General features: G+C 58.2%; 14 protein-coding genes. 8 read left to right on the top strand and 6 right to left on the bottom strand.

All coding sequences use genetic code 11. The annotated features are described in order from the left end of the window. The first annotated feature begins 250 nt into the window (after nt 1-250). The 5 genes from BM216_RS02875 (at nt 251) to BM216_RS02855 (ending at nt 5914) form a co-directional block, all read left to right on the top strand. Complete coding sequence (locus BM216_RS02875) at nt 251-871, top strand: (2Fe-2S)-binding protein (RefSeq protein ID WP_092994563.1); 621 nt, start codon at nt 251-253, stop codon at nt 869-871. A 4-nt stretch (nt 872-875) separates the two neighbouring features. Then, nucleotides 876-1898, top strand: a complete 1023-nt coding sequence (locus BM216_RS02870; RefSeq protein ID WP_092994560.1) for an FAD binding domain-containing protein — start codon at nt 876-878, stop codon at nt 1896-1898. Beyond that, complete coding sequence (locus BM216_RS02865; RefSeq protein ID WP_348271988.1) at nt 1891-4095, top strand: xanthine dehydrogenase family protein molybdopterin-binding subunit; 2205 nt, start codon at nt 1891-1893, stop codon at nt 4093-4095. Before BM216_RS02870 ends, BM216_RS02865 begins: the two co-directional genes overlap by 8 nt. Beyond that, nucleotides 4095-5009: an AraC family transcriptional regulator gene (locus BM216_RS02860; RefSeq protein ID WP_210217013.1), complete on the top strand. Its 915-nt coding sequence runs from the start codon at nt 4095-4097 to the stop codon at nt 5007-5009. The genes BM216_RS02865 and BM216_RS02860 overlap by 1 nt, the downstream gene beginning before the upstream one ends. Nucleotides 5010-5104: 95 nt before the next feature. After that, a complete protein-coding gene (locus BM216_RS02855; protein WP_092994557.1) occupies nt 5105-5914 on the top strand; it encodes an MBL fold metallo-hydrolase in 810 nt (269 codons plus the stop codon). A gap of 197 nt (nt 5915-6111) precedes the next feature. Here BM216_RS02855 and BM216_RS02850 read toward each other — a convergent pair whose 3' ends face one another. Both BM216_RS02850 and BM216_RS02845 read right to left on the bottom strand, forming a co-directional pair. Further along, nucleotides 6112-6780, bottom strand: a complete 669-nt coding sequence (locus BM216_RS02850; RefSeq protein WP_092995105.1) for an SDR family oxidoreductase — start codon at nt 6778-6780, stop codon at nt 6112-6114. 330 nt (nt 6781-7110) lie between these two features. Further along, entirely contained in the window at nt 7111-7809 is a 699-nt protein-coding gene (locus tag BM216_RS02845; protein ID WP_092994554.1) for a type 1 glutamine amidotransferase domain-containing protein, read from the bottom strand. 164 nt (nt 7810-7973) lie between these two features. On the opposite strand from BM216_RS02845, the gene BM216_RS02840 reads away from it, so the two are divergent. The 3 genes from BM216_RS02840 to BM216_RS02830 all read left to right on the top strand — a co-directional run bounded on the left by BM216_RS02840 (nt 7974) and on the right by BM216_RS02830 (nt 11130). Then, nucleotides 7974-8885 (top strand): LysR family transcriptional regulator, encoded by a 912-nt coding sequence (locus tag BM216_RS02840; protein WP_092994551.1) that lies wholly within the window; start codon nt 7974-7976, stop codon nt 8883-8885. A 510-nt stretch (nt 8886-9395) separates the two neighbouring features. After that, a complete protein-coding gene (locus tag BM216_RS02835) occupies nt 9396-10460 on the top strand; it encodes a porin (RefSeq protein WP_092995102.1) in 1065 nt (354 codons plus the stop codon). A gap of 205 nt (nt 10461-10665) precedes the next feature. Continuing rightward, the gene (locus tag BM216_RS02830; RefSeq protein ID WP_092994548.1) at nt 10666-11130 is read left to right on the top strand and encodes a hypothetical protein; all 465 of its coding nucleotides are present in this window, start codon (nt 10666-10668) and stop codon (nt 11128-11130) included. 68 nt (nt 11131-11198) lie between these two features. Here the strand turns inward: BM216_RS02830 and BM216_RS02825 are convergent, their stop codons facing one another. From BM216_RS02825 to BM216_RS02810, 4 genes are all read right to left on the bottom strand, one after another. Next, complete coding sequence (locus BM216_RS02825; protein ID WP_092994545.1) at nt 11199-11456, bottom strand: hypothetical protein; 258 nt, start codon at nt 11454-11456, stop codon at nt 11199-11201. 80 nt (nt 11457-11536) lie between these two features. Continuing rightward, a complete protein-coding gene (locus BM216_RS02820) occupies nt 11537-11896 on the bottom strand; it encodes a hypothetical protein (protein WP_244530044.1) in 360 nt (119 codons plus the stop codon). A 52-nt stretch (nt 11897-11948) separates the two neighbouring features. Continuing rightward, nucleotides 11949-13574: a bifunctional aspartate transaminase/aspartate 4-decarboxylase gene (locus BM216_RS02815; protein WP_092994539.1), complete on the bottom strand. Its 1626-nt coding sequence runs from the start codon at nt 13572-13574 to the stop codon at nt 11949-11951. Nucleotides 13575-13726: 152 nt separating this feature from the next. Then, nucleotides 13727-14308 carry an OmpA family protein gene (locus BM216_RS02810; protein ID WP_092994536.1) on the bottom strand — a complete coding sequence of 194 codons (582 nt, stop codon included), beginning with the start codon at nt 14306-14308 and terminating at the stop codon, nt 13727-13729.

The following is a 14308-nucleotide window of genomic DNA, read 5'->3' as shown; positions in this document are numbered from 1 at the left end:
CGCTCTCAATCGGTGCCCGGACAAGGCGTGATCGGTCAGCGGTAAACAGAGCGTCGTCCGTGCGGCGTGCCAACCTGCTCGGCTGTACTCGTTTGATTAGTTCGTGCGCGATCTTGAGAGTATCTGCATAGCGGCAGTCCGGCCGATCGCGTGAAATGAATCCCATGCGTTGCTTGAACAAAGCTCGGCGAAGTCGTCGAGGCTAAGGGATTATCCCGGGGTTCGTACATAGGCGCAGGAGAGGACCGCTATGACCGATACGCGAGACATATGTACATCACCGTCGACCCCGCGCCGGCGGTTCCTGATCGGATCAGCCTTGACCGGAGCCGCGCCGCTGATTGCGCGGAGCGAACCGGTCGCAGCCGCAGAACCCGCTGATACAAGTGATCTACGCAAGCCCACGAGCGTTGATATTCATGTCAATGGCCGTCCGTTTCACCTTGAGCTCGACACGAGATTGACGTTGCTCGACGCGCTGCGCGAAGAGATTGGGCTGACAGGCGCCAAGAAGGGATGTGATCACGGGCAGTGCGGTGCATGCACGGTACTGATCGATGGTCGGCGCGAACTGTCCTGTTTGACACTCGCGGTTTCGGCCCAGGGCCGTGACGTGGTCACGATCGAGGGATTGGACGGCGGCGGCGGCGATCTGCACCCGATGAAGCAGGCGTTCATCGACCACGATGCGTTTCAGTGCGGTTACTGTACGCCCGGCCAGATCCTCTCCGCAGTCAGCTGTGTCCGCGAGGGGCACGCCGGCAGCCCCGAGGAAATCCGCGAATATATGAGCGGTAACATCTGTCGATGCGCAGCCTACCCCAATATCGTCGCTGCGATTTCGCAGGCAAGCGAGCAGATGGGAGAGTGATGGCATGCAACCGTTTCATTATTCCCGCCCGGTATCGCTCGCCGAAACGATCGTTTCGGGCACACAGAAACACTCACGGAATGCCGAGGCAACCGCAACTTTCCTTGCTGGCGGAACGACGCTCATCGATCTGATGAAGCTGGATGTCATGCGGCCGAGCCATGTCGTGGATCTCAATTCGTCAGCTCGCGAATTCTCGGCGATCCGCTTCGATGGTTCGACATTGCGCCTTGGTGCTTTTGCCAAGATGGCGACCGTTGCTGACCATCCCGACGTCATCAGCCACTTTCCCGTTATCGCTCAGAGCCTTTCGCTTGCCGCCAGCGCCCAGTTGCGCAACATGGCGACGCTTGGCGGAAACCTTCTCCAAAGGACCCGCTGCGCTTATTTCCGCGATCCGTCATGGGCAGCCTGCAACAAGCGATCGCCTGGCAGCGGCTGTGCCGCGATTGGCGGCGTTAACCGCCAGCATGCCGTGCTGGGAACCAGCAAACACTGTATCGCAACCTATCATGGCGATTTTGCACAAGCCCTCATGGCGCTGGACGCGGCCATCATGTTGATCGGTCCGGATGGGGCCAGAAGCATGCCCTTTGCATCGCTCCACCTTCAACCCGGCAACACGCCCCACCTTGAAACCAGCCTCCGCCCTGGCGAAATCATCACGGAAATTCTCGTTCCCGACGGCCCTTGGACCCGTCGTTCACGCTACGTGAAGGTTCGCGATCGCCAATCCTACGAATTCGCTGTCGCATCGGTGGCTGTAGCATTGGCGTTGGAGGGCAGTATGGTGACGGATGTCAGGATCGCTTTGGGCGGGTTAGCAACCACGCCTTGGCGCGCAGTCGATGCGGAAGATCTCTTGCGCGGTCGGAGGTTGAACGAGGCATCCGCAACAGAAGCGGCCAGAACTGCTTTTGCAGGCGCGGTGGCCCAGGCTCACAATGCATTCAAGATAAGTGTCGGGCAGTCTGCGATTGTGCGGGCATTGCTCGAAACCGCAGCAATGGAGGCGCACCGTGGCTGATACCCGATTTCCGCAGGCGACCGGGACGATGGGGCAGCCCTATCGCCGCTATGAGGCGCTTGAGAAAGTGAACGGCTCGGCGACTTACGCCAGCGACGTGAAACTTGCGAAAACAGCGCACGCCTATCTTCTGACGAGCCGGATTGGGCGCGGCGTGATCCGGTCGCTCGATCTGGTCGAAGCGAGAGCTATCCCCGGTGTCATCGAGATTCTGACACATCAGACTGTCGGCGAAAGCATCAGACAGACCCAAGCGCTGTATACAGGCGGATATGTGGCGGATTCCGTCCGGCCGCTCGGTTCCGCGGAGATAGCCTATTGGGGCCAGCCGATCGCCATGGTCCTGGCGGAGAGTTACGAGATCGCACGCGAGGCGGCGCGAAAGATCGGTGTCTCCTACGATGTCTCTGAACCGGCATCCAGCTTCGATTCCGCCGGGGTGGATATGACCGCGCTGGAGCCGATGAACTTGGGCGTTGGCGATTTCAAGGCTGCATATGCCAATGCTGCAGTGAAAATCGACGCGCGTTACTCAACTCCTGTGCAGCACCACAATGCGATGGAGTTATTTGCGACCCAGTGCGTCTGGGATGGTAATCGTCTCACCGTTTATGAGCCAGGGCAGTATCTCAACAACATCAAATACGGACTGGCGGAGCAGCTTGGCATTGATCCGGAGCTCATCCGGGTCGTCAATCCATATGTGGGTGGTGCTTTCGGAGCAAAGGGATTTCTGACGCAACGCACGGCGTTGGTCGCCATTGCCGCGCGCAGGATCGGCAGACCCGTCAAGCTGGTAGCAACCCGCGAGCAAGGCTTTTTCCTGTCGGCATACCGGGCAGAGACCCGACATCATGTGCAATTGGCCGCCGATTCGACGGGTCGGCTGATCGCCAGCAGCCATGAAGGCTGGGAAGTCACTTCGCGTGCGGACGTGCTGGCGCTCGGCGGAAATGCCATCACCCTGAGGCTTTATGGGTGCCCGAACATCGAGGGCCGTGTGAATGTTGCAAAGACGGATCGCTCCACGCCGGGCTTCATGCGAGGTCCGGGAGAAGTTCCCTACGCCTTTGCATTCGAATGTGCGCTCGACGAGCTCGCTTATGCGCTCAAGATGGATCCTGTCGAGTTGAGGCGTGTCAACGACACCAAGGTCGAACCGATCGCCGGCCTGCCCTATACCAGCAGGTCGTTGATGCAGTGTTTCGATGCCGCAGGCGCGGCGTTCGGGTGGGCAGGAAAAACCGCTGCGCCAGGGTCGATGCGCGACGGCGATTGGCTCCTTGGCTGGGGATGCGCAGCGGCTTTCTATCCCACGCAGGCGGGTAATTCCGCAGCACGCGTGCGGCTCAGTTCCGATGGGCGGGTTCACGTGTCCAGCGCCGGCCACGAGCTTGGACAGGGCATGTACACGATGATGGCGCAGGTCGCGTCTGAGCAACTCGGCGTGCCGATAGAACACGTCACCGTCTCCCTTGGAGATACCGATCTGCCGCCGACCATCGTCGCCGGCGGGTCAGCCGGAACGGCAAGCCTTGCCCCAGCGATCATGTCGGCTTGCGATGCGATCCGTCGACGGTTGCAGACCGGCGGTTCTCCGGCCGCAGATGTGATGACTGCAATGCGGGCATCGGGGCTCGGAAATATTGAGGAATTCGCCGAGACACGTGCCCACGGACTGCCGCCGGAAAGCGTTCAGGGCATGTATCGAGGAAGGGTTGCGATGAGCGGTGGTGTTCATTTGCCGGATCGCGTTCAACTGGCCTTCGGGGCACAGTTCGTCGAGGTCCGGATCCACGCACGTACGCGCGAACTGCGCGTATCGCGCGCGGTGGGCGCATTTGCTGCCGGGCGCATCATCAATCCGCGCACTGCCCATGGGCAGCTCGTGGGCGGCATGATCTGGGGCATAAGTTCCGCGCTTCACGAGCAGACGGAAATCGATGAACGTAATGCCAGTTATATCAACGCAAATCTTGCTGATTATCTTTTGCCCGTGAACGCGGATATAGCCGATGTTCAAGCCATCATGGTTCCGGAAGAGGACAATTTGGTCAACGCCGCCGGCGTCAAGGGTGTCGGTGAAGTCGGAACGGTCGGGATGGCTGCGGCAATCGCGAACGCAGTCTATCATGCGACCGGAAAACGGCTGCGCGATCTGCCGCTGCGTATCGAGCATGTTTTGGAGGAAGTTTGATGCCAATGCAGAAGCCGAAATTCTCCGACCTGCTTGAGGTGATCGAACATCACGCGCGCTATGACTATGTGACGCCGATCCCCGGCTTGAAGGTGGGACGCACGGATTCTCCGTCCGAGGTGGGACATTCGATCTATCAGCCGTCGTTCGGACTGGTCGGGCGAGGGGTCAAGGAAATGATGGTGGGGGAAACTCCCTTTCATTATGCAGCAGGTGAGTCATTGCTGTGTGCTGCCGATGTTCCGGTAACTTCGCAGGTCACCGAGGCCCATCCCTCGTCTCCGTATCTCGCAATTCATCTGGAGATAGACCCATCCGTTGTCGCTGATCTCGTTCGCGAGCAATCGGGTCACCGCCCGAAGGCGCCTGACAATCAGGTCGCGGGCAAATACACGCTCGATCCGGACCTCTTCGACCCGCTTATTCGTCTTGTGTCTTTGATCGAGCGACCTCGTGATATTCCGGTCATGGCGCCACTGATCCGGCGCGAGATTGTGTGGCGCCTGCTTCATACCGAGCATGGCCCTCTTCTAAGCCAGCTTGCCTTTGCAAACGGTCATGCCGCGCGCATCGGTAGAACCACAGCCTGGATCAGGGAGAACATATCCGAGGTACTCAGCATCTCTGACCTTGCGGCGCAGGCGAACATGAGTGTTCCCAGCTTCCATAGGCATTTCAAGGCGGTGACATCGTTGTCGCCGGTGCAGTTCCAGAAGCGCGTGCGGCTGCAGGAGGCCCGGCGTGTCCTGTCAGGCGCGAATACGATCTCTTCCGTTGCCTACGACGTTGGATACGAGAGCATCTCCCAATTCAATCGTGACTATCGTCGTTTGTTCAATCTGACGCCGAGCGATGACGCTGCGATCTTGCGGGCGACCCTGAAACGCGAACTGGGCCAATCCGCCCAGCAATAACATCTTAATTACGAACAGACGGATGCAGCTCGTTCCCACTGCCGATGCGCGTGAGAATGCCTGCGTGTGAAAAAGTCAGAAAAGGAGAGTGACCAATGCTCGCTCGACCAGCATTTCGTTTCGCATGGATTGGCTTTGTTCCCTTTATCGTCATCGCCGGATTCTCCGGCGAGGGAGCGCGGGCGCAGGACATCGAGAGCGATGACTTCAGCTCCGACAGCGGAATTATCAGCGTCGAGCAGGTTCAGCAGATGAGTGTTGTGATCAGGACGCCAATCGGCGTCATCTACACCGATCCGACCGGAGGCAAGTCCAGGTACGATGGCCATCCCGCGCCCGACATCGTTCTTGTCTCCCATGAGCACCATGAACACTACGATGCGGATACGCTGGAAGAGATCGTCGGTGACAATACGCAGCTTGTCGTGCCGCCGTTCGTCATGGAGCAGCTCCCTCCCAAGCTGAAAGGCAGGGCAATTTCGCTCGCGAACGGGACGTCGTCGGAACTCGGTTCGATCCATATCGAGGCGATCCCGGCCTATGGGCTTACCGGTCAATCCGCGCAATGGCATCCCAGAGGACGCGGCAACGGTTATGTCGTAAGCATCGATGGCCGACGAATTTATATTGCCGGATCTTCGGATGCGGTGCCGGAAATGCTGCAACTGAAGGATATCGATATCGCATTCCTGCCGCTTTACCCGCCGTATGCACTGGGCGTCGACGAGGCCATCGAGGCTGTCTCGTCGTTCAAACCCGAGATCACCTACATCTACCAATACGACAGCACGCGCACTCGTGACGCGTTTGTCGAGAAAGCGAGAGACAACAATCCGGGCGGGACGAGAGTGATTGCCCGGGACATCGGCATCTGCCTAGCTCTGTCTCTCCTCTGCTCGGATTAAGTCGAGAACTGAATTCGATCCATCCTGTCGTCGGGAAATCCTGCTGAGTTGCGTATCGGCTCAGAGATCAGAGATCGTGTTCAAGACACGCGGCGGTCGGCAAGTCCGAAAAATCCAGGTTCCGATCGCCGGCTACAGGCCGGCGAAACGGTCTCCAAACCGGACAATCCGCGTAAATGGTCGTGGCTCCATAGGCCTCAGGATGCTTTACCCGACGACATCAAAGCGGTAACCGCGTCTGCGATGGGTGTCTCGCCACCGGTAACCTCCAGAATGGAGCGACGGATTTCCGGGCGTTCCATCAGCGCTATCAACGTATCCGCAACGTCGTCACGGCGGATTTCCTCGTGCACTTTGGCGAGCCCCAGATCGACCGTCCCGACGCCGGGTTCATTGATCAGCGCGGAGGGTCGAAGAATGATCCAGTCTAGGTCGGTGAGGGTGATCTGGGTTTCCGCCTTTTTCTTTTCGACCATGTACTGTTCGAAATCCTCGTCCATTCGCCGTTCGCGCCAGGCTTCCGGAAAAACCGAAACGAGATAGAAGCGGTTCACGCCGGCAATCTTCATGGCCGCGACCACCTTTGCCGGTCCATCACCGTCGACCGCGACCGTCGCCTCCGGGCCATCTCTACCGCCTGCGCCCGCCGTGAAGAGAACGATGTCATGACCTCTGATGAAATTTGCGAGTGTCTCAACTGCATCTGTCGCAACGTCGCCGACGACAGCTGCAATTCCCTCACGCTCGAGACTGCTCGCCTGCCCGGAACGGCGGACCATGCCGGTCACCTGATGACCTCGAGCGGTCAGACCTCTCGCGACCCGGACGCCAACGCCACCGGTGACACCTACAATTATGACCTTCATGATGCGCTCCTCTTGAAGCCGGATAAAGATAAGCCAGGATTGGGCTTCGCGACGGGTCTGGCGGAAACGATTTTCAGAGATCTTGTCCGACGCCAAGATGAGTGCGTAGGGACGTGAAATTATAGGATATCTCTGCCTGCATGCGCGGTTCCTGCGCCCTGTGCCGGTCGATTGATTGACCGGTACGGCTGGCGTTCGCTGCAACCGTGGACACCAGCCATTTCCCGTCATCTGAAGGAGTAACTGCCGAATGAGGTTGGGGATGGCTATTCCTGATGAGGGAGCTACTGCCGGTGTCGGCCGACAGTAGCTCAGGGACTGCCCTTGTAATCAGGCGTCATTCGTTGATTGCTGGCCTACTGCAGCCAAAAGAGCTTCCGCAGCTTCGCCGGAGGATGCCGGGTTCTGTCCGGTGATAAGCTGACCGTCCACGACCGAGTGGACACCCCAATCCTTCACCTTTGAAAACACTGCACCGAGGCCGATGAGCTCGTCTTCAACGAGGAACGGCACTACCTTGTCCAGCCCGACTGCGGTTTCCTCGGTATTCGTAAATCCGGTCACATGGCGACCTTCAACGAACGCAGTGCCGTCTGGTTTCTTGACGTGGCGCAGCACGCCCGGGGCATGGCAGACGAGCGCGATCGTCTTGCCGGCGGCAATGAAGGATTCGATCAACCGGACAGAGGTTCGGTCTTCCGCCAGATCCCACATCGGGCCATGGCCACCGGGGTAAAATACCGTGTCGAAATCCTTCTGATCGATGCTTTCGAGGCGCACGGTGCTGGCCAATTGAGCATTGGCTTCTGTATCCGCGGTGAACCGTCGCGTCAGATCGGTCTGGAACATGGGCTCGTCGCTCTTGGGGTCGAGCGGCGGCTGACCTCCCTTGGGCGAAGCAAGCGTGATTTCGGCACCAGCGTCCTTGAAGACGTAATAGGGGGCAGCGAGCTCCTCCAGCCAGAAACCCGTCTTCTTGCCTGTATCACCGAGTGTGTCGTGGGACGTGAGAATCATGAGAACTTTCATCGTCTTATCCTTGCATAGTAGACGCGCCATCATATCGCGCGACAGGGGTTGAACTGTTTTCGAGAGGCCATCTCGGCTTCCCTATGACGAGAACATGCCACGGAGACAGACATTCAAGAAATTTACTTCGTGGATTTTAGATATTCATGTGGCAGTATATCTGTATGAAGTACGATCTGAACCTCTTGCCCGTGTTCATGGCCCTCATGGAAGAGCGCAGCGTCACCCGTGCCGCCAATCGGCTGGGTATCACGCAACCAGCGCTGTCGAATTCGTTGAACCGGCTGCGGGATACGCTCCGTGACCAACTCTTCATCCGGGAGAGGTACGGCATCAGGCCGACGCAGCTTGCCGAGGAAATCGCCCCGGCGATCGAAGCGGCTTTGAGCCAGTTGGATCATGTTGTTGCTCACCAGCAGGAGTTCGACCCCGGCAAAGCGAAGCGCCTGTTTCTCATCGCACCCAACAGCTATGCCGAACTTGTCTTGATGCCGGCTCTGATAACGAGGCTTCAGCAACAGGCACCTGGGATCAGCTTGCGGATGACGCCGTTCGGCAACGATCTCGGTGAAACCGGTGTGATTTCGGGAACAACCGCTTTGGTGTTGGGCAGGGTTGTCGACCCTCCAGACAATCTCGTGGTCCAGCATCTGATGGACGACGGTCTCGCCTGCGTCGTGCGCGCTGACCATCCGACTGTCGGCGAGACATTGTCCAGAAAGCAGTACGAAGCGCTGAGACATGTAAACGTACTTCCTCCCGGACGCATCCGGGCCGGTGTGTTCCAGGCACTGTCCAAGCAGAACCTCAAGAGAGAGGTCGCGGTTTCGGTCACGCATTTTCTTGCCGTCCCCGAGATGATTGCCGTTACCGACTATTGCGCGACACTACCCAAGCTGATCTGTCGCAGCCTTGAGCGGGATCCGCGGTTCAAGGTGGTTGAAGCTCCAGTGGATCTTGGCACGTTTCCGGTCGAAATGGCCTGGCATGTGCGATATCGTCAGGATCCGGCCCATCGTTGGCTGCGCGAGATCGTCAGCGACACTGCTTCCTCCCTGACGAGGTGGCGCGACTGAGACCGAAGCTTCCGTTGTTTCTCTGCTGTCGTTTAATCAGGATCAGCATCCAGACTCTGCGCATGTAGGATCAGAAGCCAGGCGGATGCGCTCAGTTTTATTCAGCAATCTCGCGGCAAAGGTTAACTGCTACGGCTTTTCCCGCAGGCCCCTGCATTCGTCTGAAGCACCGCAACGAGTTGCAGGATCCACCCTGGATTGCGCGTAACATACATCGATTCTCTGCTCGCCACGCCGCCATGGCTGTACTCTCCACCCCTGAGAGTTCGAGGCTGGCAGGTCTCGGGGGCTGAGTGATGACGGGCATCGAGTTGCGGAAGATCGCATGGAGTTCCGGGGGGCATTCCTGATTGTCTGATGTCGAAAATCTATTGAGGGATGCGCGATATCACAGCGCGGAACTGTACTCACGTGGCACATGGTTCAACGATGTCTGTACGCTACGGGGTCATTAGCTTCGCTGAACATCTTTGCAGGGTTGGGAGGAAGATGATGAGGTGGAACGCGGGCATGAATAGGAACGGAATTTTCTGCTGTGCTGGGGCGCTTGTTTTGGCATCCGGTGCCCATGGTGCGGATGCCATCGTGGCGGCCGAGCCCGAGCCCATGGACTATGTCCGCGTCTGTGACGCGTTCGGCATCGGATATTTCTATATCCCAGGCACGGAAACCTGTCTGAAGGTCGGCGGGCGCGTTCGGTTCGATGCGGTTTACGGCGACGCGTCTGCTCCCGATGCCGATGGCACGTATACAAACACCCGTGTCGAACTCTATTTAAGCACCGCATCCGATACCGAATACGGCGCGCTGAAAACCAATATCACGGCGCGCTTCGACTACGATCCGCATAATGACGACGACAATGGCGGCAACTTCCCGGACGCAACGCGCACCCGCCTGATGGTGGCGACGATCGAACTCGGCGGCTTTACCGCGGGGCTGCAGAATTCTCTCTACGAATCCTTCATCGATTACGCAGGCAATGTCGAGAATGACGATATCATCAACTACGGTCCGAGCGAGGTTCCCATGCTCGCCTATACCTACAATGCCGGCAATGGCTTCTCAGCGTTTATTGCATTGGAGGATGACGGACAGAACGACGATGATGTTCCAGGTGGAGCGAGCGATTGGGTCAATGTCGCGGGCGGGGTGAAATTCGACAACGACAGATGGTTGGTCGGACTGACCGCCGGCTATGATGAATCCGCTGAAGAGGGCGCAATCAAGGTTCGCGTCGGGGGCACGTTTGACGCCTTCAGCGCGTTCGTCATGGCAGGTTGGAATTCCGACGGAGACAGTTTCCATAGTTATGCCCCGGAAATTACCGACGGATTTGGCTGGGGGGATTGGGCCATATGGGCCGGCGCCGCGTACAAGTTCACCGACAAGCTTGCCGCCAACACCCAGCTTGCTTATTCGGACAGCGACGTCCTGTCGGTCGTTGCCAACCTGCAATGGACCCCGGTTTCCGGCTTTCTCATCCAACCGGAATTGGCCTACACGAAATGGGACAACTCAACTCTCGATGACGACGCCTGGTCGGGAATGCTCCGTTTCCAGCGTACGTTCTGAGCGCGTGCAGCCCGCTTCTGTCGCCATGGGCTGCATGGCGCTCATCGTCGACCTGGCAGCCGCGCGCGTGGGGCCATTGCCCGTCAGTCGAGATCAGGATGCGGTCGAACGTAAGATACCGTAACCTACTGAAACGAGCGCGTATATTACTGGGTTAGGCATGTCGCGCGACGTAAGGTTTCCCCATGCTAGGGAGGGCGTAACGATGACAACACCTGAACCCGTCACCAATTCCATGACAAGCGCCGCGGATCTTCGGAAGCATGCGTTGGAGCAGCAGCTTCGCGAACTTGAGCGCAATGAGAGTACCAAGGCTGGAGACGCGGTGAAGCACGCGGAATTCCTTGAGGCTTTCCTCCATGAACAGATCGGTGATGATGAACGCGCGCTGATGAAGCGCCTAGTCATGAAGGCTGCAATGGATGGAAAATACGAAGCTTTGATATTCAGCTTTCCGTCCGACCTGTGCACCGACAGTGGTCGAGCCATAAACAACAACCTCCCCGGATGGCAGGACACGTTGCAGGGAAAGGCCAAGGAACTGCTTGAGATCTTCCAGCAGGTGGCCAAGCCGCAAGGCTATGGGCTCAAGGCGATGATCATCAATTTCCCCGGGGGCATACCCGGCGATGTCGGCTTCTTCCTCACTTGGGAGGCCCCCATAGCATAGACACCCGACAGCCGACGAACGTCACACGAGACGTGACCGTCTGGCACTGGCGTCGGAAATTTGTCGGTTCAGGGGCGTGTGATTTTTACCCGTCCGGTGAGCTTGAGGGTCCTGTCCGGATTGACGATGTAGCTTTCGACGTATTGATCGCTTCCGGAGAAGAATTCGTGGCGGAATCGACTGCCGACGGGAGCTTTTTTTAGCCTCACCTTGTTGGGCTGATCATAGGTGAGGCTGCCTTTGATGGGTTCGATCGGATAAACCGGACCGGCGAGCGCCGCGCTCATGATCAGCGCGGGAAACCAAGTGATTGGATGCTTGCCCATCTGCACTCTCCAAAGCATTTCACGCCAACGCTATTCGTCGCCGAGTTCAAACGGTGAGCCGGTAGTGACGCGGTTTCATCCTATCGCTTCAAGTCGAATGCCTGGCCGGAGGCGCGGAGTTCCTTCAGGGTTTTCCCGGCGCAGCTTCCGGCCCCTTCGTTGCTGCCGATTGCTTTTGCCTCCCCACTTAAAGAGATCGTACCGGCAATTCGATCCGATGCGACATAGGTTGCGGTCCCGTCGGGGGAAAGGCGCGAGGCATAGAAGGCGTGATAGGTGTCCTTGAACTTGCAGTGAATGACGAACGGGAAGTCGGCCATGGAGCCGCTTTCGGCTCGCAGATCGGAGACATTGCACAGCAAAGCCGCAGCAAGGATCGTTGCGGCGAAAGCACCGTTCAATCGAGTGCGAGCCATGGCCGAAATCGGGGTAGTTGTCATAGATCAGCCTCCTGTGGTTTCGTGCTGACGGTGATCGGAAGCACCTTGGTGACTATGGCTGCGCCGTTTCCCCTTGGGCTGCGCGATAGGCCTGGAGATAACCCCGCGCGACGGCCCGGATGCCTCGACCGATCGAGCTGTAGGAGGCGTCCGGGAGATTGGCAAAGGACACCCGCACAGACCAGTTCGGCGCCTCAAACCCTGAGCCGTTCAGCACAACGATCCCGTGGTCTTCGGCAAGCTTGAACGCGATATCCAGCGGGTGGACATTCTTCTTCACCCAGTCCGTCACCTCATCGCCGACATATTTGCGCGCCCAGTATTCGTAGTCGATAACGCCATAGTAGCGATCGAAATAAGGGCGGGCAGCAAACTCGATCCCCATGCCGTCCATGAGCAGTTGGAACCGGCGTTCGCAGATTTCCATGCAGGCCTTCTGGTAGAGCTTCTTTTCATCCATCATTTCCACGAGGCCGAACAGAGACATCATCACCTGCTGCGGCAATGACAGGCCGGCAGTGTGATTGAGCGCGACGTCGCGGCTGTCTGCGACGATGCGATCGATGAATTTGATCTCGCGAGGCTTTGGAGTGAGGGCTTTATACCGGGCATCCAGAAGCTTCAGCGTGGCCTCGGGCAGCGACTGGATCGTCTTGTCGAAGATATTGTCCTGGGCAACGGCGACGACACCCAGCCGCCATCCGGTGCAACCGAAATATTTGGAGAACGAATAAACGCCGATCGTGTTGTGCGGCAGGTGCCCCATCACGGATTCGAAATTCGGCACGAATGTCCCGTAGACATCGTCCGTCAGGATCATCAAGTCGGGTCTTTTCGTCTTTACGAAGGATACCAGGCGTTTTATCGATTCAGGATCCATCGCAACCGCGGAAGGGTTGCCTGGATTGACGATGAACAGCGCCTTGACCGTTTTGTTTTCAAGAGGCTTCAGATCCTCTTCCGTGAGCTGGAAGCGGTCTTCCGCCTCAGCCGAGATATGGATCTGCTTGAGCGCGTAATCCTCCAGATGCGGCATTTCCAGATAGGGCGTGAAGATCGGCGTCACGAGGGCGATCGTGTCGCCGGCGTTGAGCAGGCGGGCATTCTTCAGGGCCTTGAAGATGTAGCACATTGCCGCGGTGCCGCCTTCGACCGGGTAGAGGTCGAATTTCGCATGGGGCAGGTGGCCGGCGCACATCGCCCACATCAGATATTCGTGGGTGATCGCCTCGTTGTGCACCAGCGCGCGGTCGGGGACGGGATAGTGGTCGCCGATGATGGAATCCGTCAGCTCGTTGACGAATGCGTCGGGGTTGAAGGAGAACTTCATGATCGCGAAGTCCACAGCCGCCTCGAGGGTTTCGGCACCAGGCGTGTCGGGGTCCGACTTTCGCTTGCCGAGCCAAGCCTTGAGGCGATCGTAACATCCGCTCACAGGCGGCATCCCGGCGATCCCGGCTTCCTCGTTGGAGAATGTGCGCTTGGATTCGGTCAGAGCAAACTGGCCGAGAAGAAAGAAGGCCTCGCGAGCCCGCGTCGCAATCCAGTTGGGATTGCCCCGCCCGGCGTTGAGATAGACCTTGCCGGCCTTGTCGACCTGCGCGAGCCGGATAAGCTCATCCTTGATTTCGAAAGGGCTCAGCTCTTCGAACTTGGCGTAAATGCTCGCATCAACCATGACAGCCTCCTACCTCGTGGTTCAGCGGAATGTGTCTTTCAATGCCGATGGATCCGGGCCGTATGGATCCGGTATGGAACGGTCGCGTCCTGCCTGAGTATGCTCAGCTGACGTGAGCCGAAGGGCTGAGACACGAGCAAAGGCCCCGGCGGTCAGGATTTGCTTTTGAAAACGCCGAGATTGATGAGCTGCACGCGTCTGTTGTTCGAGGCATCCGCCTTGACGCCTTCGATAGGTAGATACTCGCCGACGCCGACCGCAAAGAGCCGTGCCGGATCGACGGCAAAGGTGGTGGAAAGCGCTTCCTTGATCGCATCCGCGCGTTGACCACTGAGTTCGAGATTGTGTTTCTCTCCTCCGGTCGAACTTGCATGCCCCACCACCAGGAAGCGGTAGTCCCAAAGGTTGGGGTGATGCAGCGCATCGGCAATCATGCCGAGGGTGCGATAGGAGCGCGGTTCGATTGCGATGGAATCGTTCTCGAAGTTTATCTCGACCACCATCTGCGGCAGCTTCGCGATCTTCTTCCAGTTCGGCAGAGCAGACATAGGCTTGCCGCCGCTGTTCACGGCTTCCTGCTGCAGGATGACGACATCGATCGCGGGGGCCGCCGCGGTCAACTTTCCGAGGCCCTTGATGATCCGCTCCTGCGATACGTCCTGGGCAAAGGCCACGCTGCAGGAGAATATCCCACCAGCGAGAAGAAGAGCCATTTTCGAAACAGAAACCGCCAT

Origin of the sequence: Rhizobium sp. NFR07 (genome assembly GCF_900111905.1) — a bacterium.
Taxonomy (GTDB): domain Bacteria; phylum Pseudomonadota; class Alphaproteobacteria; order Rhizobiales; family Rhizobiaceae; genus Neorhizobium.
Note: the sequence above shows the minus strand (reverse complement) of the source record. Positions and strands in the feature narration are given on the sequence as shown.